The following is a 21,952-nucleotide window of genomic DNA, read 5'->3' as shown; positions in this document are numbered from 1 at the left end:
ATTTATCTATTTTATGGAGAATACAATAAAGACCAATGAAGCGAAAGGTTTCTATAAACTCTCTTGGCTTCAACGTATAGGATTCGGTTCCGGTGATTTGGCGCAAAACCTTATTTACCAGACCGTATGTATGTATCTGCTGATTTTTTATACCAATGTATATGGACTTAAACCGGAGGTGGCAGCCGTGATGTTTCTTATTGTCAGGATAGTGGATGTGCTTTGGGATCCTCTGGTAGGTGCTTTTGTCGATAAGCACAATCCTAAACTAGGCAAATACCGTTCATACCTTATTTGGGGAGGAATTCCGCTGACAGGTTTTGCTATTCTTTGTTTTTGGAATGGTTTTTCGGGCTCACTATTCTATGCCTATTTCACTTACGTTGGATTATCCATGTGTTATACATTGATTAATGTGCCTTATGGAGCACTGAATGCGTCACTTACCCGCGATACGAATGAAATCACGGTGTTGACGTCAGTGCGTATGTTTCTTGCCAATTTGGGCGGTTTGGCCGTGGCATACGGTATTCCGATACTGGTGAAGGTGTTGTCTCCCGATGGTAAAATCAATACTACTGCATCTGCTAACGCATGGTTTATTACGATGACTATTTATGCTGTTATCGGATTGGCGTTATTGGTGTTCTGCTTTAGCCAGACGAAGGAGCGTGTGGTTATGGATCAGGAGGAGACATCTAAAGTAAAAGTGTCCGACTTGTGGGTAGAATTTTGTAGAAATAAACCTTTGCGTATTTTGGCGTTCTTTTTCATTACTGCTTTTGCAATGATGGCGATTGGTAATTCTGCCGGTTCATATTATATGATTTATAATGTACGTGCACCGGAGATGTTACCCTATTTCATGGCCTTGGGCTCGATACCCGCATTCATTTTCATGCCGATGGTACCTGCCATTAAACGTGCCATTGGAAAAAAGCAAATGTTTTATGTATTCCTTTCAGTCGCTATATTGGGTATGGCATTGCTGTATATTATTTCTGTGGTTCCGGTACTCAAAACGCAGATATGGTTGGTCTTTGTGGCGCAGTTCATAAAATCGACGGGAGTCATTATTGCGACAGGGTATATGTGGGCTTTGGTTCCCGAAGTAATTTCGTATGGCGAATATACTCATGGTAAACGTATTTCGGGTATAGTCAATGCTTTGACTGGTATTTTCTATAAAGCGGGAATGGCTCTTGGAGGAGTTGTACCGGGACTTGTTATGGCTTTTGTCGGGTTCGACCAGACAAATGAAGTGTCACAATCGCCTTTTGCCGAACAGGGAATACTGTGGCTCGTAGCCGTTATTCCGGCGTTGTTGCTTTTGGTCGCTATGTTCATTATTTCTAAATATGAATTGGAAGATAATGTGATTGACAATATAAATGAGGAGATAGAATCGCGCTGTAAAAAAGGCGAATAGATAAGATAGTAGAATGTTTATTACTCAAAAATATAACGTATGAAACTCAAACGAATAATTCTGTTGTTATTGACAGTGATGTTTTCTTTTTCTTATGGAGAAGTTTTTGCGAAAGATGGAAATTCGCTGAAAAAGGCTTTGAAAAACAAGTTTTTGATTGGCGTGTCAGTGAACACACATCAAAGTTCCGGTAAGGATGTCGCAGCTGTTGAAGTTGTAAAGAAGAATTTTAATTCCATCGTGGCGGAAAACTGCATGAAGTCTTCTGTCATTCATCCGAAAGAAAATAAGTATAATTTTGCGCAGGCAGATGAATTTGTCAGTTTTGGTGAGAGCAATCAAATGGCTATCATTGGTCACTGCCTGATTTGGCATTCACAATTGGCTCCTTGGTTTTGCGTAGATAAGGACGGGAACAATGTTTCTCCGGAAGTCCTGAAGAAGCGGATGAAAGATCATATCATGACTATCGTGAAACGCTATAAAGGCCGCATCAAAGGCTGGGATGTAGTAAATGAAGCGATTGAAGATAATGGAGCATATCGCAAGACAAAGTTTTATGAGATTCTGGGGGAAGAATATATTCCATTGGCTTTCCAGTATGCACACGAGGCCGATCCGGATGCCGAACTTTACTACAATGACTACTCAATGGCCCAACCGGGCAGAAGAGAAGCTGTCGTGAAGATGGTGAACGATTTGAAAAAACGTGGAATCCGTATTGATGCCATAGGTATGCAAGGACACATTGGCATGGACTACCCGAAAATCAGTGAATTTGAGAAGAGTATGCTGGCCTTTGCCGGAACAGGAGTGAAGATAATGATAACAGAACTGGATTTGACGGTGATACCATCACCGAATCCCAATGTAGGTGCAGAAGTTTCCGCTTCCTTTGAATATAAAAAAGAGATAAATCCTTATCCGGATGGATTGCCGGAAGAGGTATCGAAAGCATGGACTGAAAGAATGAATGACTTTTTCCGTCTGTTCCTGAAACATCATAACCTCATCACCAGGGTTACTCTTTGGGGAGTAGCCGATCAGAACTCTTGGCGTAATGACTGGCCGATGAGAGGCCGCACGGATTATCCGTTACTTTTTGATCGTAATTATCAACCGAAGCCGGTAGTCGACCTGATTATCAAAGAGGCTGAAAAAACAAAATAAGTTTCTAACAGAAAAAACAGAAATAGTATGAAAACAGAAAAAAGATATTTAGTTCCCGGTGATTATATGGCTGATCCTGCCGTACATGTATTTGATGGCAAACTGTATATTTATCCCTCTCATGATTGGGAAAGTGGTATTGCCGAGAATGATAATGGCGATCATTTCAATATGAAAGATTATCACGTGTATTCTATGGATGATGTGATGAACGGTGAAATAAAAGATCATGGAGTGGTGCTTTCCACAGAGGATATTCCTTGGGCGGGCCGTCAACTTTGGGATTGTGATGTGGTTTGTAAAGATGGTAAGTATTATATGTATTTTCCATTGAAAGATCAGAATGATATATTTCGTATCGGGGTAGCTGTGAGTGATAAACCTTATGGTCCTTTTATACCGGAAGCTAATCCGATGAAGGGAAGTTACAGCATCGATCCGGCTGTATGGGATGACGGAGATGGTAACTATTATATGTATTTCGGTGGATTGTGGGGTGGACAACTTCAACGTTACCGTAATAATAAAGCCTTGGAATCTGCTATTTTGCCGGAAGGAGAGGAGGAAGCAATCCCGTCGCGTGTCGCTCGTTTGAGTGAAGATATGATGGAGTTTGCCGAAGAACCCCGTGCAGTGGTAATTCTGGATGAAGACGGTAAGCCATTGACAGCAGGGGATACGGAACGCCGTTTCTTCGAAGCTTCGTGGATGCATAAATATAATGGTAAATACTATTTTTCCTATTCTACAGGAGACACTCATTTGCTCTGCTATGCAACAAGTGATAACCCTTATGGTCCGTTTACTTATCAGGGAGTCATTCTGACTCCGGTGGTAGGATGGACTACTCACCATGCTATTGTAGAGTTTAAAGGTAAGTGGTATCTGTTTCATCACGATTGTGTGCCATCAGAGGGAAAGACTTGGCTCCGTAGCCTAAAAGTCTGTGAACTTCAGTATGATGCAGACGGGCGAATCATTACTATCGAGGGAAAAGATGAATAATAGGATACATTAAAACAACCGCCTCTATTTGAAAAACATACCTACTTTTACCAGAATATTAGGTAATAGGGATTTTTCAGGTAGAGGCGGTTATTATTAACTATGAATGCTTAATTTACTTATGCTATCATACTGTAAATTAATTGTGATAACATACTTTGTACTATGAGAAATATATTTGCATTGACATTCACTTTGTTTTTTTGCTTTTCTTCTATTTGGGCAGAAGATGGAACTGCCTTGTGGCTTCGTTATGCATCGGGAGCGAAAGCGGAAATTACCAGCAAGAAACAATCACCTACATTACGTATTGCGGTTTCCGAATTACAGAACTTCTGGCAGGGAGGAATCCCGGTTACTTTGGAGGTCCGGAACAATAAAGAACTTCGTGCACTTGGAAATGAGGGATATACGATTCAGACCTCCAAAGGTGGCAGTCAAATAACGATAGCTTCTTCCGGTGAACAAGGAGTACTTTATGGAACGTATCATTTACTCCGTCTGCAAGCTACCGGACAACTACCGGAATCAGCTTTGCAATCCCTCGATATCTCCGAACGACCTGATTATCGAATTCGTATCCTGAATCATTGGGATAACTTGGATGGTACAATCGAACGCGGATATGCCGGACATTCACTTTGGAAATGGGACGAACTTCCGTCTGTTGTCTCTCCCCGTTATGAAGTCTACGCTCGTGCCAATGCTTCTATCGGCATTAATGCCACTGTAATAAACAATGTCAATGCAAGTCCTAAGATACTATCTAATGATTATTTGCAGAAAGTCAAAGTCTTGGCCGACGTTTTCCGCCCTTATGGCTTGAAAATATATCTTTCTATCAATTTCTCTTCTCCCGCAGCTTTAGGTGGTTTGTCCACTTCCGATCCGTTGAATAAAGAAGTGATAAACTGGTGGAAGCAGAAAGCCAAAGAGATTTATTCTCTGATTCCCGATTTCGGAGGTTTTCTGGTGAAAGCGAATTCCGAAGGGCAGCCCGGTCCATGTGATTACGGACGCACTCATGCCGAAGGAGCCAATATGCTTGCCGATGTGTTGAGGCCCTATCATGGCATTGTGATGTGGCGTGCTTTCGTTTATTCTCCTACCGACAGCGACCGTGCTAAACAAGCCTATCTTGAATTTGAACCTTTGGATGGAAAGTTCCGGGATAATGTTATTGTGCAGATCAAAAACGGACCGATAGATTTCCAGCCCCGTGAACCATTCAGCCCGCTGTTCGGAGCCATGAAAAAGACGGCAGTTATGCCCGAATTTCAAATCACACAAGAGTATCTTGGTTTTTCCAATCATCTTGCATTCCTTGCTCCTATGTGGAAAGAGTGTTTAGACAGTGATACTTATCTACAAGGCAAAGGCTCTACTATTGCCCGTGTGACAGATGGTTCTTTATTCTCTCATCCGCTCACGGCTATTTCCGGAGTGGCAAACATCGGTGATGATACTAATTGGTGTGGACATCCTTTTGCTCAAGCCAACTGGTATGCTTTCGGACGATTGGCATGGAAACATTCGCTCTCTTCCGAACAGATAGGAGAAGAATGGTTGAAACAAACTTTTCTTCCCGTTACCGGTGTGCAAACCAGTACTCCGGCAGGAGAAGGCATTCAAAAAGAGCAAATCGACGCTCAACTCTCCTTTCTCAACTCCCAAGTGCTTCAGAAATCGAGAGAAGCAGTAGTAGACTACATGATGCCTCTCGGCTTGCATCATATCTTTGCATGGGGACATCATTACGGACCGGAACCCTGGTGTGATATTCCCGATGCCCGCCCGGATTGGCTACCTCCTTATTACCACCGTGCCGACAACATGGGAATAGGTTTCGACCGCAGCAGTACAGGAAGTAATGCTACCGGACAATACCATTCTCCATTATGCGAGCAACTGGACAATGTGAATACTTGTCCGGAGAACCTACTCCTTTGGTTTCACCATGTCCCTTGGAATCATCAGATGAAGAGCGGACGTACACTTTGGGCAGAACTGTGCTACGCGTATGATCGTGGTGTAAACGAAGTGAGGAACTTTCAAAAAGTGTGGGACAGGATGGAACCGTATATTGATTCCGAACGTTTTCGTGATGTACAACACCGCCTGAAGATTCAGGCACGGGATGCTGTCTGGTGGCGGGATGCTTGTTTGCTTTACTTTCAGCAATTCAGCAGACAACCGATACCTTACGAATTGGAACGTCCCATACACGAGTTGAAAGATATGATGGAATACAAATTGGATATTACCAATTTTGAATGTCCACCTTATGGGTTTAGTAAGTAAATAAAGATATTCCCTATACGGAACGAATAAGAATATGTTTGCAATCTGGCGTCTTTTATGATAAAATTGTTACCTTTGCGGGCAATAATAAAACAGAATAAAAGAATATGAACCAAAATACATTCTGCATGGCGGGGGGCGTAGCACGCAACCCGCTTGTGCGTTTAGCCAAACCCATCACGGCAACTATCGGAGCGAATGAGCACATAGCCATTGTAGGTCCCAATGGTGGTGGTAAAAGTCTTTTTATAGATACCCTGATCGGAAAATATCCATTGCGTGATGGAACCGCGCAATATGATTTTTCCCCCTCTGCCACCCAGACTCTTTATGATAATGTGAAATACATTGCTTTCCGCGATACTTATGGAGCTGCCGATGCCAATTACTACTATCAGCAGCGTTGGAATGCTCACGATCAGGATGAGGCTCCCGATGTTCGTGAGATGTTGGGAGAAATCAAGGACGAGCAACTGCAATGCGAACTGTTTGAACTCTTCCGTATCGAACCGTTGCTCGACAAGAAAATCATTCTCCTTTCCAGCGGTGAATTACGTAAATTCCAGCTAACCAAAACCCTGTTGACTGCTCCCCGCGTGTTGATTATGGATAATCCGTTTATCGGACTGGATGCTCCTACGCGTGAACTGTTATTCTCTTTGCTCGAACGTCTGACGAAAATGTCGTCCGTACAAATTATTCTGGTGCTTTCCATGCTCGATGATATACCGTCATTCATTACTCATGTCATTCCTGTGGACAAAATGGAGGTCTTTCCTAAAATGGAACGTGAAGCCTATCTCGAAGCTTTCCGTAGTAGAGATGTGGTTACCTCTTTTGATGATTTGCAGCACCGGATTATAGATTTGCCATCTGATGGCAACAATTACGATTCGGAGGAAGTAGTGAAACTGAATAAGGTCAGTATCCGTTATGGCGACCGAACTATTCTGAAAGAACTGGACTGGACAGTCCGTCGTGGTGAGAAGTGGGCGTTGAGTGGTGAGAACGGTGCCGGGAAATCGACTCTGTTGAGCCTTGTCTGTGCAGACAATCCGCAATCGTATGCCTGTGACATCAGTCTCTTCGGACGGAAAAGAGGGACGGGAGAAAGTATTTGGGAAATCAAGAAACATATCGGTTACGTAAGTCCGGAGATGCACCGTGCTTATCTTAAAAATCTGCCCGCTATTGAGATTGTAGCCAGTGGTTTGCATGACAGTATCGGTCTGTATAAACGTCCTCAACCGGAACAGATGGCTATCTGTGAGTGGTGGATGGATATATTCGGCATTGCAAATTTGAAAGATAAACCATTCCTGCAACTATCCAGTGGAGAACAACGTTTGGCCTTGCTGGCAAGAGCTTTCGTCAAAGACCCGGAACTGCTGATTCTGGATGAACCGCTTCATGGCTTGGATACCTATAATCGTCGCCGGGTAAAGAAAGTGATCGAGGCTTTCTGCCGACGCAAAGATAAGACGATGATTATGGTGACACATTATGAATCGGAACTTCCCAACACTATAACAGACCGTATTTTCTTAAAGAGAAACCGGTAAACATTATTTTCTGATATTTATTTTTCTTTGAAATCAGGTTTTAGTTGAGCGGATGCGTAAACCAGAAACAGGACCCTTCTCCCGGTTTCGATTCCACTCCGATTTTGCCACCCAGCTGTGTGACGATACTCTGACAGATGGAAAGTCCCAATCCTGTGCCGGCAATGAAATTATTCAATTTCACGAATCGGGTGAAGATAGCTTCCTGTTTTTCCGGTTCGATGCCCATTCCCGTATCCTGAACCGAGAATCTGACTTCATTTCCGTTGATTTGGTAATCAATGACAATACTACCCTTGGAAGTAAATTTCAGAGCATTCGTTATAAAGTTCAGCAATACCTGATACAACCTGTTTTTGTCGCTGGTAAAAGTAAGTTCGGGAAGTTCCGGTGCTAAAAGAATCTCTACTTGTTCAGTAGCCTTTACCTGCATAGCCTGTAGCAGTTCGTTGCAAAGTTGTTGTGCATCCACTTGTTCCGGGATAATGTCGAAAGTCCCGGCCTCAATCTTTGACAAGTCAAGAATATCCGAGATCAGTTGTAACAAGAGTTTGTTATTCTCTTCAATAATTGTTATATACAGATGTTTTTCTTCTGCATCCTCCGCTTCCTCAAGCAGACTGGAAAAGCCTACTATCGCATTGAGTGGAGTACGTATCTCATGACTCATATTCGCAAGAAAAGCAGATTTTAGCCGGTCGGCTTCTTCAGCTTTCTCTTTGGCGCCAATCAGCATCCGCTCTGTCTCTTTCAGTTCGGTAATATCAAAGTTAATACACAGCATTTCGATGATATTATCCTGCGGCTGATAATTCCTGACTAATACGTTAACCCGTGTCCAAGTGTAATTTCCATCTGCTCTGCGGATGCGGACATCGCGGGATAGCTTGGAACTTTCTCCTTTTATCACTTTATCCAGGAAGTCGATCATCACAGCCCGATCTTCCGGATGGAAATGGGAATGAATACCGATGATTTCCGGCAATGGGGTACCCTCTTCTTCACCTACATTCATGTACCAGCTTCTCAAAGCATACCCGTCCCGACTCAAAGCATCGAAGTGTGCGTAACCTACTTTTGCATAATCTCCCACCAGATCGAAAAAACTCTCGAATTCCTGAATCTTATTATAGGCAATTGTATCTTCGGTCTTGTCTACATTTATTAAGAGGTAGTTGATAGGTGCGTGGTTGTGATCGTATAGAGTGGTGACTTTCGTTGTTAAGTCAATGAAACCGGTTGTACTGTCAGGCTGATAATATTTGTTGATTTTGGAAAAGTCATACCGGAATGTAAAATCTGCGTTCTCATTGTCTCTAATCTTTTGTTTTATTTCCTCCGGCAATATAGGATTCTCGAAAATGTTGACTCCCAGAATATCTTCTTTATTGGAAATACGGAACATTTCCATATCTTTTTTATTCAGGTCGACCATTTGACCGTCCTTATCATATAATTCGATGCCGACCGGAAGATTCTTATAAATATTATGCAGGATCCGCTCGCTATTTTGTAGAGCCTGATGTGCAGAGGCTATATGAATTCCCTCTTGTGTTTCGGCAATTCCATATACTTTGGTGTTACCGTTTTCGTCTGTTTCCTGAAAGCATGCCTTGCTGCGAATCCATACATGGCCTTTGGGAGTATCAAACAAGTATATTTCTTCTACAGTCTGTTGCAATTTGTCAAAAGACGGAAAAGTGGCGTATCCCTGGTCTTCTTTTAGAATACGCTTGTTGAAATCTTCGAAACTGATGAGCCCGTCTTCTCCTATTCCGAGTAGTTGGGAGATAAGTTCCGAACACTTGTAAGTCTTTGCTTTTAAGTCAGCTTCCCACCATCCTATATTCGCTTTGTTCATAAGCTTTTGTAGGAATTCACTTTCGTTTTGTTCGTTTATTTTCAAGATATGTCTGTATTATCAAGAGTTAGACAATAATTTGCTCGTAAAAATAATCATTTTTGTTGAATTCCACCTTAAAAAAAGTAAAAGATAGTATGATTGTATCATAAGGAAAGTCTGTACTACAAAGAAAACGGGCATATATGAACAGAATATCAATAAATTATCTTCGTGTAAAAAAAATAATCGAAGCATTCTGTAAGCGTAAAGATAAAGCGAAGATTAAATCAACATCCAGATGAATGGGAACGGTCGGATATAGTTGTGAATCGTATCTTTCTGGGGAGAAACAAGGTGTCAAAATATTAAGAGCCAGACGATGGGAATAGAATATGTCTATAACAACAAATGCATTTATATGAATTATAATCTTTTTTAATAAATAGAATGTTTTTTTGCTCTAATTGGTTATCTTTGCGCTCTATAAAATGCAAAAAGTAACAGGAAATACATGAATGATAGTCAAAATGCTATAACTGTTATATACAGGAAACATTGGCAAAAACTCTATATTCATGCATATAATCTGCTGAATGATGAGGAAAGTGCAAAAGATGTGGTGAACGATGTCTTTTGTTCGGTGCTTGAGAGCAGCGAACGGTTGACAACGGAAGAGGATCTGCTGCCGTTATTCTTCGTCATGGTGCGAAATCGTTGTATTGACCAAATACGTCATCAGAACGTGGTGTATAAAAATGCGGAAAGGTATCTGGAAGAACTTTACAGTGGCTGGACTGTGAAAGAATACCGTGAGTATGAAGATAAGATAAACCGGATGCAGGAGAGTATTCGCCAGATGGCTCCACAAATGCGAACCGTAGTGGAAGAGTTTTTCTTAAATGAAAAGAAATGTGCGGAAATCAGTGAAAAGTTACGTATTAGTAATAATACCGTTAGAACGCACATTGCCAGAGCTTTAAAGATACTCCGAAAACAATTAACCATCTTTTTTTAAAAAAAATCCTATCGGGGTGTCATCAGTTTCAGTAACCTCTACGTGTTTAATGAAACTATTGACACTATGATAGACCATTCAGATAAAAATTTAGATTATGCACTTCGTGCCATACAACATCCACAATTAAGGGAAACTGATGAATTCCTTCAGTGGATAAATATACCTGATAATAAAGAACTTTTCTTGGAATTAATGGCTTGTAAGGAAGCTGTGATACGTGAGAATCTGCAACGGAAACGCAAGTACAGAAAGAAAATGCGTATCTTGGCAATTGCTTCTTCTGCTGCAGCTGTCTTGATACTGGCTTTTCTGATTCCTTCTTTGCTTCCTTCCACTTCTTTACCTGCAGAACAGCCGATACGTTTTTTTGCTGCGAACAACAATGATGAACATGTGGTCCTACAAATGGATGGTCGTAGTGAACAGCAGTTATTGACAGACAGTGTGATGGATGTGAAAGACTGGAAAACTGTCTCGGCAGACACTGTATGCTGTCAGACTTTGACTACACCACGTGGAAAAGATTTTCTGCTGGTACTGGCTGATGGGACTAAGGTATGGCTCAATGCTGAAAGTCGTTTGCGCTACCCTGTGGCATTTAATGGAAAAGAACGACGTGTGGAACTAGAAGGGGAGGCTTGCTTTGAAGTGGCAAAAGATGCCGAACATCCGTTTATTGTATGTGCTAATGGCATGAATACCATGGTGCTGGGAACTAAATTCAACGTGCGTTCCTATAGTGTTGAAGATCGTCATGTAACTTTGGTGAATGGTAAGGTGCAGGTCACAAACACAGCTAACAATAAGTCGGTAACATTACGTCCGGGACAGGATTTGACCTATACGGAAACCGGAGAGGAAAAAGTATCAGAAGTGAATATCGCTACATATACAGCCTGGACAGAGGGAATGTTCTACTTTGAGGATGTGCCGTTGGAAGAAATCATGGGTGCTTTGGGAAGATGGTATAATGTGAATATCGATTTTGAGCGGTGCGAACTGTACCATATCAGATTGAACTTCTGGGCTAATAAAAATACCCATTTGGATGAAGCATTGGAACTGCTGAATAAGTTGGAGAAAGTGCAGGTGGACTATCAGGACGGGACCATTACAATCAAGCAGATTTAACTATACAAATACAACTCTTATGAAAAAGCAACAAATTACATTATTAGAAAAAAGAATTAAAAGAAAGCTTGTGTGGATGAAAACTGCCTTTCTATTGCTGGTGTTTACAGCAACAACCTTGCAAGGATGGGCGCAGAATGCAGAAAACAGGCAGATTTCTTTAGAGATGAAAAACGAACCGCTCGGTTCGGCCTTGAAACAGTTCAGCAATGTATCTGGTTATAAGGTGAATTTTCCCAGTGAAGACGTTGCACCCTATCGTGTAACTGTGAGTATATATCAGATGGCTCCTTTTGCAGCACTTCAGAAGATTCTGGAAGGAAAGCCTTTTGAGTATGATGTGAAACAAAATTTCATCACTGTCCGTAAAGTGAAAGCTACTTCGACAACTGCTTCAGGTAAGTTCAGAAATGTTGGGGGACAGGTAGTGGATGAGGGTGGTAATCCTTTGCCGGGAGCAAATATCAAAGTGCTCAATAGTCCTTTTGGTGCTATTGCAGATGCAGAGGGAAACTTTACTTGTAAAGTTCCGGTGGATGTACATACATTAGAAGTGTCTTTCGTCGGTATGCAGTCGGAAAAGGTTTCTGTTAAAGACCGTAACAATGTCCGGGTGATAATGCATGAGGACAAGCAACAGTTGGGGGATGTTGTGGTGACGGGCTATCAGCGTATTAGCCGTGAACGTTCTACTGCAGCTTTCGGTTTCGTTGATTCCGAACAACTGAACAGACAGATGCACAGTGACCTGGCCTCATCTTTGGAAGGGCAGATAGCAGGTTTGCGTATGAATATTAATCCGAATACGGGTGATATGAGTCCTATTCTTCGTGGAGTAGGTACGTTCTCGGATGACGTAGGAACAAATCCGCTGATCGTTGTGGACGATATGCCAACCAATTTAAGCTTGAGCGAGATAAATCCTTATAATGTGGAAAGTATCACAGTCTTGAAAGATGCTGCCGCTGCTAGTATTTATGGTGCTTTGGCAGCCAATGGTGTTATTGTAGTGACCACGAAACAAGCTCAGAAAGAAGGTGCGCACGTGAGTATTAATGCAGACTGGTTTATTACTACCAAACCAAGTTTCAAGAGCTTGAACTTAGCTTCAACAAGTGATATTATTGATTATCAAACAGCTGTTTTTGATGCTAATGTGGCGGAAAAAGGAAGTGCGGCGAATTTTTTATCTTCTTTTCAGTACAATTATTATAATCCCTTGTTCCAACTCTATCTGGATCAGGCCAATGGAGATATTACCAGTAGTGAAGTAAATGCTACGTTGGGACAATGGCGTAATAATGATTATTATAAGGAATATCGTGATAATGCTTGGCGTACGGCTATAACCCAGCGCTATAATGTAACTGTATCACAGAAAGCCGGAAATAGCAATCATTTCCTTTCTTTCAATTATGAAAAGGATAGTCAGCGCGTTATTAGTGGTAAAAGCAATAAAATTTCTTTGTACTATAAATCGAATTATGCGGTCACAAACTGGTTGAATCTGAATGCCGGAGTGGACGTACGTATGGGACGTAGTCATACTCCGAATAGCAGCTATACCAGCTATACCCTGCAACAACGATATGAGCGGATATTGGATGCCGACGGTAACCATTATACTTCTCCTTATGTGAATGTAGGTGCATATCCTTCCTATAATGGGAGTGTTGTAAGAAAAGCTGAAGGTGTCTCACCTTATAGAACGTTTGGTTTCAATGTACTTGATGCATTGGAGGAAAGCATAACAAAGTCACATGATGTTAGTATTCGTCCGTTTGTAAGTTTACAGGCTCGTTTCCTGAAAATGTTCAAATACAACTTCATGTATCAATATGAATGGAATAAAGGTAAGAGTGAACTATTTGAGTCGGAAAATACTTATGCAATGCGTATGCTACATAACAGTATGGTTGATACAAATGGAAAAGCACAATTGCCGCAAGGGGGACGTTTTTCTCAGACAGAAGTTGAAAGTAAGCGTTACACGGTACGAAACCAAATAGACTTTGATAAAACTTGGAAGGACCATGCAGTAACTGCCATTGCCGGTCTGGAATTTCGTGAAAATAAGATTCCGACACCTGCCCGCCAATTGTTGTATGGCTACGATCCGCAGACATTAACTTCTGATTTTATGAATTGGCAAGCCTATCGTGACGGTGTAGGAACCAGTGCTCTTTCTGACAGAACGATTACTTTATCGGGGCTGTCTGCTACTTTGCACGAGTCACGCCATCGTTATGCGTCTTTTTATGCAAATGCAGGATACTCTTATCTGTCACGTTATAATCTTTCCGGAAGTATTCGTTGGGATCAAGCCGATTTGTTCGGGCTCGATATACGTAATCAGCGCCATCCTTTGTGGTCAGTCGGTGCGTCTTGGATTCTGTCGGAAGAATCATTCATGAAAGAGATTTCCTGGCTGGATTACCTTAAACTACGTATGACGTACGGTATTAACGGTAATGTAGATCAAGCTTCGACTACCTATTTTGTTGTAAAGAAAAAAACACAGAGCAATCCCATCAAAACGACTTATCTGACTTACGAGGATGATGATCTGCCGAATCCGAAGCTTCGCTGGGAGAAAACGGCTACTTACAATATAGGATTAGATTTCCGTCTTTTCAAGAATCTGATAAGTGGTACTCTGGAGTATTATAATCGTCACTCATCTGATTTGTTGGTACGCCGATATATGGATCCGACTTTAGGAGCTGGCTCACGTGTAGTAAATAATGGTGAGATGCGTAATCGTGGTGTAGAGCTTTCCCTTTCAGCCAATATCATACGTAAGAAAGATTGGAACTTCGCTGTAGATTTTAACTTTGACCATAATAAGAACAAAATGTTGAAGGTGGATCATAGTGAATCCGACAATGCGAGCCTCTTTATAAAGAGTCCGCTGAACTATTTTATGGAAGGTACTAGTTATAATACGTTATGGGCTTACCGTATAGATCGTATGGAGAATGGATATCCGGTAGCAGTGGACAAAGATGGAAATGATCTGGTGAAATTCAATGAAGATGGTACGGTAGCCAGTATCACTTCTGGTTCTTCGCTCAAAGGTACTGATGACTTGGTGAACCTTGGTTCGCTGACTCCGAAATTCAGCGGGTCAGTAGGGTTAAGATTCAACTATAAGAATTTTGATTTGAATGCATTCTTTGTGTATGCTGGTGGTAATAAACTGCGTAACAGTGTATTAAAAATGGATGACCAGTTAGGTACTCAAACCTTGAAAGGAATTGCCAACCGTTGGACTGCGGATGATTCGAATGCACAGGTACGTATGTACCTCGATATACCGGCACAGGTAAAAACTTATGCAACAACTTTCCAGGATTGGTGGCAATTTGGTGACATCAATGTGAAAGATGCAGGTTATGTGAAATTGCGTAGTTTGAGTGTAGGGTATAACTTGCCGTTTACGGTTTGCCAGCACCTCCGCCTCTCTTCTCTGAAAGTGAAAGTGCAGGTAAATAATCTGTTTACCTGGTGTAAGGCAGGAAGTGATATTGATCCGGAAAGCTATGGAATGAATGACGGTACACGTGGCATCGCTTCTCCTAAGACTTACTCCATCGGATTATCAACAAGTTTCTAACCATTTAAAAGATATAAGATATGCGTAAATTACTTTATATATTGCCAGTTATTCTCATATTGGGTTTTGCAGCCTGTGAAGATTATGTGGATATTACTCCTACAGGCAAGAAAACGGTGGATTCTACTGATACTTATTATGAATTGATAGCCCTGCCCAACCGGGCCTACCATCCGGCAGCTTTTGCCTTGTTGAGCGATAATGTCTGGTCGAAAGAATCGAATATCATAGGTAATGAATTTATTTCATGGGATGGTATTAACATGACTTTTAATGAGGCAGCTAACCGAAAAGAGCTAAGTGATAACAATTTATATGAAAATTGTTATACATATATCCTACGGTCAAATATCGTAATTTCATTGGTTGATGCTAGTCTGGGTGATAAAGATGTTAAGGAATTGGCAAAAGCGGAAGCAAAGATCATGCGTGCCTGGGATCACTTTATTCTGATAAATACATTTGCGAAAGCATATAATCCAGAAACTGCAGCCACTGACGGTGGAGTTGCTATCATTGATAAATATGATTTGGAGGCTACTCCAACCAAATCTACGGTTGCTCAAGTATACGATTTTATTATTAAGGATATAGAAGAAGCGCTTCCTTATTTACAGGAAGAGCCGGTGAATGTATATCATCCGTCAAAAGCTTTTGGATATGCGTTGGCTGCTCGTGTTTATCTGTTCCATCGGGATTGGAAAAAAGCGAAAGAAGCTGCCGAAGAATCATTGAAGTTGAATAATACCCTGATTGATTATATTGATTTGGGAGCTAAAGGAGGTCCGACTAAGGTTACTACTTATGCCAAAGGCGGTAACCCGGAAGTGCTGAATTATGCTTATATGGGTGGTCCTACTGAAGTTTTGGCCTTTTGTTATGGTATGCTTAGCCCGGAGATGGTACAACTTTTCGGGCAGAATGATGAACGTTTGAACCAATTCTTTAAAACGAGTGACAACAGTATATACTACTTTGACGAAGGTTCAGGAGCTGCTTTGTGGAATACTTCGATTACTTATTCTAAGTTTCAGCCTATGTCTGTGGGAATGCGTACTGCCGAAGTTTACCTGATTCTGGCAGAAGCGAAAGCACGGCTGAAAGATATACCGGGAGCTGTCCAAACATTGAATCAGTTGCGTGAAAAACGAATCAAGGGAGCCGAAGCTGTATTGCCGGAACCTGCTACCGAACGTGCGATGGTGCAGGCAGTCATTGATGAGCGCCGTAAGGAGTTAATCTCCGGATTTAGTCGCTTCTGGGACTTGAAACGATACAATACGGAAGCTGATTACGCAAAGACAATCACCCGTACTTTCCCGCTGGTATCTACGGATGTCGAGAAAAAGACATATACGTTGAAGCCGGATTCACGGTTGTATATCATTCCATTTCCGTTGGCTGCCCGCGAAAAAAATCCGAACCTGACAATGAACACTAACGAATAAAAAAATAAAGAGAAAACTATGCGAAAGATTTTGGTGATGGCTGTGTTGGCGTTCCTGTCCTTGCAAGGTGTGGGAGCTCGTACCAGTGGTATATCTCTTCTGGAAAGTGGAAAGAAGAAACTGGTAGCACAGGAAGATACGGTCAAGAAAGACACTGTTAAGAAAGTAACGGCTTATGAAAAACTGTTGAAAGAGGGTGGAAGTGAATGTGAGGGTATGTTTACGGTACGCCACATCAAAGATAACTGGTATTTTGAAGTGCCGGATACTCTTTTAGGACGGTTGTTGTTGGCTGTGACCCGGTTTAAAGCAGTGCCACAGGGTTTCAAAATGCTTAGCGGAGAAGAGGTGAACCGGAGTGTTGTTTATTGGGAACAGCATGATGATAAGACTCTCTTTTTACGCGAATATGTGCAATCACAGTTTGCCCGTCCGGGTGATAACATTGCCGAGGCATTGAAACAATCGACTGTAGATCCTGTAATCTATAAATTTGATGTAATCGGTAGAAATCCGGAGACTCAGGCACAACTCATTGATGTATCAAAACTCTTTTTAGGTGATAATAAATTGTGTGGCTTTACCTCAAGCGACCGTTCTATTCTTGGCATCGGTACTTTAGCCCAGGACCGCACATTTATGGATACGATAAAAACCTATCCTATCAACGTGGAGGCAGTGACTTTGCGTACTTATAGTATTAGTGCCGGTAGACTACCGGCTGCACAGACTGGTTCGGTGACTGTGAAACTGAATACAAGCATCGTGATGTTACCCAAAGAACCGATGCAGCCACGGTTTGCCGATGACCGGGTGGGATTTTTCCAAAACTCGTTGACCGAATTTTCGGACGACCAGCAGACTACCGATCGTGGAGCCATCATTCAGCGCTATCGGTTGGAACCGAAAGATCCGGAACGTTACCGCCGGGGACAACTCTCCGAACCGAAAAATCCCATTATCTACTACATTGATCCGGCAACACCGAAGAAGTGGATACCTTATCTTAAAGCAGGTGTCGAAGACTGGAATACAGCATTTGAAGCTGCCGGATTCAAGAACGCTATAATAGCTAAAGAATGGCCGAACGATCCCAATATGAGTTTGGACGATGCGCGTTATAGTGTGATACGTTATCTACCCTCCGAAACGGAGAATGCTTACGGTCCGCGTATTGTCGATCCGCGTAGTGGAGAAATTATGGAAAGCCATATTTGTTGGTATCACAACGTAATGAACTTACTCAAAAAGTGGTATATGGTGCAGTGCGGGCCACTGGATAAGCACGCGCGCACGATGACTTTTGACGACAAATTAATGGGCAGTCTGATTCAGTTTGTCTCTTCACATGAAGTGGGGCATAGTATCGGCTTACGGCACAATATGGCAGCCAGTTCGGCTACTCCGGTAGAGAAACTGCGTGATAAAGCTTGGGTAGAAGCCAATGGTCATACGGTATCGATCATGGATTATGCGCGGTTCAATTATGTAGCCCAACCGGAAGATCGGATTTCCGAAAAAGGATTGTTCCCTCGTATCGGTGTTTATGACAAATGGGCTATCCAATGGGGATATCGCTATCGTCCGGAATTTAAGGATCCTTATAAAGAAAAAGACGTATTACGTGCCGAAGTAACCAAAAAACTGCGGGGAGATCATCGCTTGTGGTTTGTTGGTGATGAAGGAAAGGGATTTGATCCCCGTAGCCAGAGTGAGGACTTGGGCGACAATAATATGAAAGCCAATGAATACGGTATAAAGAACCTGAAAAGAGTGATGGAAAACATACTGACCTGGACAGCACAGCCTGACGGAGAGTACACTGACTTAACCACCATTTATAATTCGGTTCGTGCCCAACATCTGAAGTATACCCTGCAAGTGCAGAAGAACATAGGAGGACGCTATACCAATAATTTGCCGGATCTCAAAGTGCATGATTATCTGCCACGCAGTTTGCAGAAAGAAGCTGTTGAATGGTTGGGACGCAATTTGTTTGTAGCTCCGCTCTGGCTCTATCCTGATGAAGTGGTGAGTCGTACCGGAGTCAAGCCGGTGGATGAGATTCGTGACCGCCAAAGCTCTGTTGTAGCTTTGCTACTTGCACCGGGAATGTTGTATAATATTTACTCAACCTCATTGTGTTCTTCGGAATCGTATGCACTCGATGATTATTTGAACGATGTATTTACTGCAATATGGAAACCGTTGAATGATCCCAATGAACTGGAGAATAATTTCCGCCGTCAGTTGCACCGGACTTATCTGGGGTTTGTCGAAGGCATGATTAAACCTAGTAGCAAAGATGGTGCCAATGCAAATCTGGCAATCAGCCGTTCTGATATTCAGCTTTTTGTAGAACAGCATTTAGATAAGATTGAAGAGTCGGTAAAAGAGCAACTTGATGCTTCTAAGGAGGGAGATCTCAATTACCGGCATTATGCGGCATTACTGCGCAACGTTCAAAAAATAAAAGAAGGATATTATGGAAAAGATGCTGATACGCAGGCTTCCGATAAATAACTTTGAGGAAAACGAACAATAGAAAAACAGAACAGATTTTCTTGTATATATAAACTCTCTCTCTAACAGGCTTACTCTTCTCTGACGATAAACTTGTTTTGATTCATAAGCGATCAATACATGCAAGTTTTGAGTTAGAGGAGAGTAAGTTTTTTTATATGCCTAATTACTGCACCTTACTTCTTAGCTGAAAGAATCATAATTTCTGGGTATTGATAACTATTTGTTTTCTAGTGAACTTTGTGAAGAAACAATCTGTTGTATATATAAAAAGAAGAAAGGAGACTTTTAGCAATGAAAAAGATAGTATTGCTCCGTCATGGAGAAAGTGCATGGAACAAAGAGAATCGTTTCACCGGTTGGACCGACGTAGACCTGACAGAAAAAGGGGTTGCCGAAGCCGAAAAAGCCGGAGAAACATTGAAAGAGTATGGCTTTAATTTTGATAAAGCATACACCTCTTATTTAAAACGTGCAGTGAAAACGTTGAATTGCGTACTCGATAAAATGAATCTCGACTGGATTCCTGTCGAAAAGAACTGGCGTCTGAACGAGAAACATTATGGTGACTTACAGGGATTGAATAAAGCCGAGACTGCCGGGAAGTATGGTGAAGAACAAGTGCTCATCTGGCGCCGTAGTTATGATATAGCCCCCAATCCACTTTCGGAAAAAGATTTGAGAAATCCGCATTTTGATTACCGTTATCATGAAGTGCCCGATGCAGAATTACCTCGCACGGAATCGTTGAAAGATACCATTGAACGTATTATGCCTTATTGGGAAAGTGATATATTTCCTAGTCTGAAAACAGCTCATACGCTGTTGGTGGTCGCTCATGGCAATAGTTTGAGAGGCATCATCAAGCATCTAAAAAACATCTCCGATGAAGATATTGTCAAACTGAATCTACCTACGGCTGTGCCTTACGTATTTGAGTTTGATGAAAACCTGAATGTATCCAACGACTACTTCCTGGGAAATCCGGAAGAGATTAAAAAACTAATGGAGGCAGTTGCCAATCAGGGAAAGAAAAAATAAAATAGTTACATATTAAAAAGTAAAGTTATGAGTAAAGTAGTTGAATTATTAAGAGATCAGGCCTGTTATTATTTGGAACATACCTGTGAAACCATCGATAAATCATTAATTCATGTTCCGTCTCCCGATACGATAGATAAAATCTGGATTGATTCGGATCGAAACATAAGAGTATTAAACAACCTGCAATCTCTGTTGGGACATGGACGGTTGGCAAATACCGGTTATGTGTCTATACTTCCTGTCGATCAGGACATCGAACATACTGCCGGAGCATCATTTGCTCCCAATCCGATCTATTTCGATCCTGAAAATATTGTGAAACTGGCTATTGAAGGCGGTTGTAACGGAGTAGCTTCCACGTTTGGAATTCTTGGATCCGTAGCACGTAAATATGCGCATAAGATACCCTTCATTGTGAAATTGAACCACAATGAACTGCTCTCTTATCCGAATAGCTTCGACCAGGTGTTGTTTGGCACTGTCAAAGAAGCCTGGAATATGGGAGCGGTGGCCGTAGGAGCTACTATTTATTTTGGCTCGGAACAGAGTCGCCGTCAACTGGTAGAGATTGCCGAAGCTTTTGAATATGCTCACGAATTGGGTATGGCAACCATCCTCTGGTGTTACCTGCGTAACAATGATTTTAAGAAAGGTGCAGTCGATTACCATGCTGCCGCCGACCTGACAGGTCAGGCCGACCGCTTGGGAGTGACTATCAAAGCTGACATTGTGAAACAGAAACTTCCTACTAATAATGGTGGCTTCAAAGCCATTGGTTTCGGAAAGATCGACGAACGTATGTATACCGAACTGGCTTCCGAACATCCGATTGACCTTTGCCGTTACCAGGTAGCCAACGGCTATATGGGACGTGTAGGCTTGATTAATTCGGGTGGAGAATCTCATGGTTCTTCCGATTTACGTGATGCTGTCATTACAGCCGTAGTCAACAAACGTGCCGGAGGTATGGGATTGATTAGCGGGCGTAAAGCATTCCAGAAGCCAATGAACGAAGGAGTAGAATTATTGAATGCCATTCAGGATGTATATCTTGATCCGTCAATTACGATCGCTTAATCAGGGATGAATAGAAATAAATTCTTATCTTTGACTATTAGATCGTTAACCATTAAAAATTAAGAGTATGAAGTTTTTTATTGACACAGCTAATCTGGAGCAGATTCAGGAGGCTTATGACCTCGGAGTACTTGACGGTGTGACTACCAACCCTTCGTTGATGGCGAAAGAAGGCATTAAAGGAACGCAGAATCAGCGTGAACATTACGTCAAGATATGTAAGATCGTTGAGGGAGATGTAAGTGCCGAGGTGATAGCAACCGATTATGAAGGGATGATTCGTGAGGGCGAGGAACTTGCCGCACTCAATCCGCATATCGTAGTAAAGGTTCCTTGTATTGCTGATGGAATCAAAGCTATCAAACATTTCACGCAGAAAGGAATCCGTACCAATTGTACGTTAGTGTTTTCTGTAGGACAGGCATTGCTGGCTGCTAAAGCCGGAGCTACCTATGTTTCACCTTTTGTCGGCCGTCTGGACGATATTTGTGAAGATGGGGTGAAGCTGGTGGGAGATATCGTACGTATGTATCGTACGTATGATTATAAAACACAGGTGTTGGCTGCTTCTATTCGCAATACAAAACATATTATCGAATGTGTGGAAGTAGGAGCTGACGTGGCTACTTGTCCGTTGAGTGCTATCAAAGGATTGCTCAATCATCCGTTAACTGATTCAGGATTGAAGAAGTTTCTGGAGGATTATAAGAAAGTGAATGGCTGAATGTAAGTGAGATGCAATGATAAAATGGGTGGTGAACATCATCGTGGATATTTTTTGTCCG

General features: G+C 42.0%; 14 protein-coding genes. 13 read left to right on the top strand and 1 reads right to left on the bottom strand.

The features are described 5' to 3' along the window. Positions 1-13: 13 nt before the first annotated feature. The 5 genes from I2I13_RS11250 to I2I13_RS11230 all read left to right on the top strand — a co-directional run bounded on the left by I2I13_RS11250 (position 14) and on the right by I2I13_RS11230 (position 7,467). The gene (locus tag I2I13_RS11250; protein WP_122137759.1) at positions 14-1,429 is read left to right on the top strand and encodes an MFS transporter; all 1,416 of its coding nucleotides are present in this window, start codon (positions 14-16) and stop codon (positions 1,427-1,429) included. 39 nt (positions 1,430-1,468) lie between these two features. Continuing rightward, positions 1,469-2,599 (top strand): endo-1,4-beta-xylanase, encoded by a 1,131-nt coding sequence (locus tag I2I13_RS11245; protein ID WP_195649530.1) that lies wholly within the window; start codon positions 1,469-1,471, stop codon positions 2,597-2,599. A gap of 27 nt (positions 2,600-2,626) precedes the next feature. Next, a complete protein-coding gene (locus I2I13_RS11240; RefSeq protein WP_195649529.1) occupies positions 2,627-3,604 on the top strand; it encodes a glycoside hydrolase family 43 protein in 978 nt (325 codons plus the stop codon). Between the two features lie 165 nt (positions 3,605-3,769). Continuing rightward, positions 3,770-5,905 (top strand): alpha-glucuronidase family glycosyl hydrolase, encoded by a 2,136-nt coding sequence (locus I2I13_RS11235; RefSeq protein WP_195649528.1) that lies wholly within the window; start codon positions 3,770-3,772, stop codon positions 5,903-5,905. A 107-nt stretch (positions 5,906-6,012) separates the two neighbouring features. Then, on the top strand, positions 6,013-7,467 hold the full coding sequence (locus I2I13_RS11230; RefSeq protein WP_195649527.1) for an ATP-binding cassette domain-containing protein: 1,455 nt from the start codon (positions 6,013-6,015) through the stop codon (positions 7,465-7,467). A 40-nt stretch (positions 7,468-7,507) separates the two neighbouring features. Here the strand turns inward: I2I13_RS11230 and I2I13_RS11225 are convergent, their stop codons facing one another. Continuing rightward, positions 7,508-9,328 (bottom strand): PAS domain-containing protein, encoded by a 1,821-nt coding sequence (locus I2I13_RS11225; RefSeq protein ID WP_195649526.1) that lies wholly within the window; start codon positions 9,326-9,328, stop codon positions 7,508-7,510. Positions 9,329-9,821: 493 nt separating this feature from the next. Here I2I13_RS11225 and I2I13_RS11220 point away from each other — a divergent pair, with 493 nt between their 5' ends. The 8 genes from I2I13_RS11220 to fsa all read left to right on the top strand — a co-directional run bounded on the left by I2I13_RS11220 (position 9,822) and on the right by fsa (position 21,891). Continuing rightward, positions 9,822-10,325, top strand: coding sequence for an RNA polymerase sigma factor (locus I2I13_RS11220; protein ID WP_195649525.1), 504 nt, complete (start codon positions 9,822-9,824; stop codon positions 10,323-10,325). Between the two features lie 66 nt (positions 10,326-10,391). Next, positions 10,392-11,459: a FecR family protein gene (locus I2I13_RS11215; protein ID WP_195649524.1), complete on the top strand. Its 1,068-nt coding sequence runs from the start codon at positions 10,392-10,394 to the stop codon at positions 11,457-11,459. Between the two features lie 19 nt (positions 11,460-11,478). Then, positions 11,479-15,075, top strand: coding sequence for a SusC/RagA family TonB-linked outer membrane protein (locus tag I2I13_RS11210; protein WP_195649523.1), 3,597 nt, complete (start codon positions 11,479-11,481; stop codon positions 15,073-15,075). A gap of 20 nt (positions 15,076-15,095) precedes the next feature. After that, positions 15,096-16,523, top strand: a complete 1,428-nt coding sequence (locus tag I2I13_RS11205; RefSeq protein ID WP_004304371.1) for a RagB/SusD family nutrient uptake outer membrane protein — start codon at positions 15,096-15,098, stop codon at positions 16,521-16,523. A gap of 18 nt (positions 16,524-16,541) precedes the next feature. Next, positions 16,542-19,046, top strand: coding sequence for a zinc-dependent metalloprotease (locus I2I13_RS11200; protein ID WP_195649522.1), 2,505 nt, complete (start codon positions 16,542-16,544; stop codon positions 19,044-19,046). Positions 19,047-19,340: 294 nt separating this feature from the next. Further along, on the top strand, positions 19,341-20,087 hold the full coding sequence (gene gpmA / locus I2I13_RS11195) for a 2,3-diphosphoglycerate-dependent phosphoglycerate mutase (RefSeq protein ID WP_148364718.1): 747 nt from the start codon (positions 19,341-19,343) through the stop codon (positions 20,085-20,087). Between the two features lie 27 nt (positions 20,088-20,114). Then, a complete protein-coding gene (locus tag I2I13_RS11190; protein WP_148364719.1) occupies positions 20,115-21,167 on the top strand; it encodes a class I fructose-bisphosphate aldolase in 1,053 nt (350 codons plus the stop codon). A gap of 67 nt (positions 21,168-21,234) precedes the next feature. After that, positions 21,235-21,891: a fructose-6-phosphate aldolase gene (fsa, locus tag I2I13_RS11185; RefSeq protein WP_148364720.1), complete on the top strand. Its 657-nt coding sequence runs from the start codon at positions 21,235-21,237 to the stop codon at positions 21,889-21,891. Positions 21,892-21,952: the final 61 nt, after the last annotated feature.

The sequence above is a fragment of the Bacteroides sp. D55t1_190419_B8 genome, assembly GCF_015558905.1.
GTDB lineage: Bacteria > Bacteroidota > Bacteroidia > Bacteroidales > Bacteroidaceae > Bacteroides > Bacteroides vicugnae.
Note: the sequence above shows the minus strand (reverse complement) of the source record. Positions and strands in the feature narration are given on the sequence as shown.

Coding starts and splice junctions, on each gene's coding strand:
- I2I13_RS11250 (WP_122137759.1), top strand. CDS start 14: ATGGAGAATACAATAAAGACCAATGAAGCGAAAGGTTTCTATAAACTC.
- I2I13_RS11245 (WP_195649530.1), top strand. CDS start 1,469: ATGAAACTCAAACGAATAATTCTGTTGTTATTGACAGTGATGTTTTCT.
- I2I13_RS11240 (WP_195649529.1), top strand. CDS start 2,627: ATGAAAACAGAAAAAAGATATTTAGTTCCCGGTGATTATATGGCTGAT.
- I2I13_RS11235 (WP_195649528.1), top strand. CDS start 3,770: ATGAGAAATATATTTGCATTGACATTCACTTTGTTTTTTTGCTTTTCT.
- I2I13_RS11230 (WP_195649527.1), top strand. CDS start 6,013: ATGAACCAAAATACATTCTGCATGGCGGGGGGCGTAGCACGCAACCCG.
- I2I13_RS11225 (WP_195649526.1), bottom strand. CDS start 9,328: ATGAACAAAGCGAATATAGGATGGTGGGAAGCTGACTTAAAAGCAAAG.
- I2I13_RS11220 (WP_195649525.1), top strand. CDS start 9,822: ATGAATGATAGTCAAAATGCTATAACTGTTATATACAGGAAACATTGG.
- I2I13_RS11215 (WP_195649524.1), top strand. CDS start 10,392: ATGATAGACCATTCAGATAAAAATTTAGATTATGCACTTCGTGCCATA.
- I2I13_RS11210 (WP_195649523.1), top strand. CDS start 11,479: ATGAAAAAGCAACAAATTACATTATTAGAAAAAAGAATTAAAAGAAAG.
- I2I13_RS11205 (WP_004304371.1), top strand. CDS start 15,096: ATGCGTAAATTACTTTATATATTGCCAGTTATTCTCATATTGGGTTTT.
- I2I13_RS11200 (WP_195649522.1), top strand. CDS start 16,542: ATGCGAAAGATTTTGGTGATGGCTGTGTTGGCGTTCCTGTCCTTGCAA.
- gpmA (WP_148364718.1), top strand. CDS start 19,341: ATGAAAAAGATAGTATTGCTCCGTCATGGAGAAAGTGCATGGAACAAA.
- I2I13_RS11190 (WP_148364719.1), top strand. CDS start 20,115: ATGAGTAAAGTAGTTGAATTATTAAGAGATCAGGCCTGTTATTATTTG.
- fsa (WP_148364720.1), top strand. CDS start 21,235: ATGAAGTTTTTTATTGACACAGCTAATCTGGAGCAGATTCAGGAGGCT.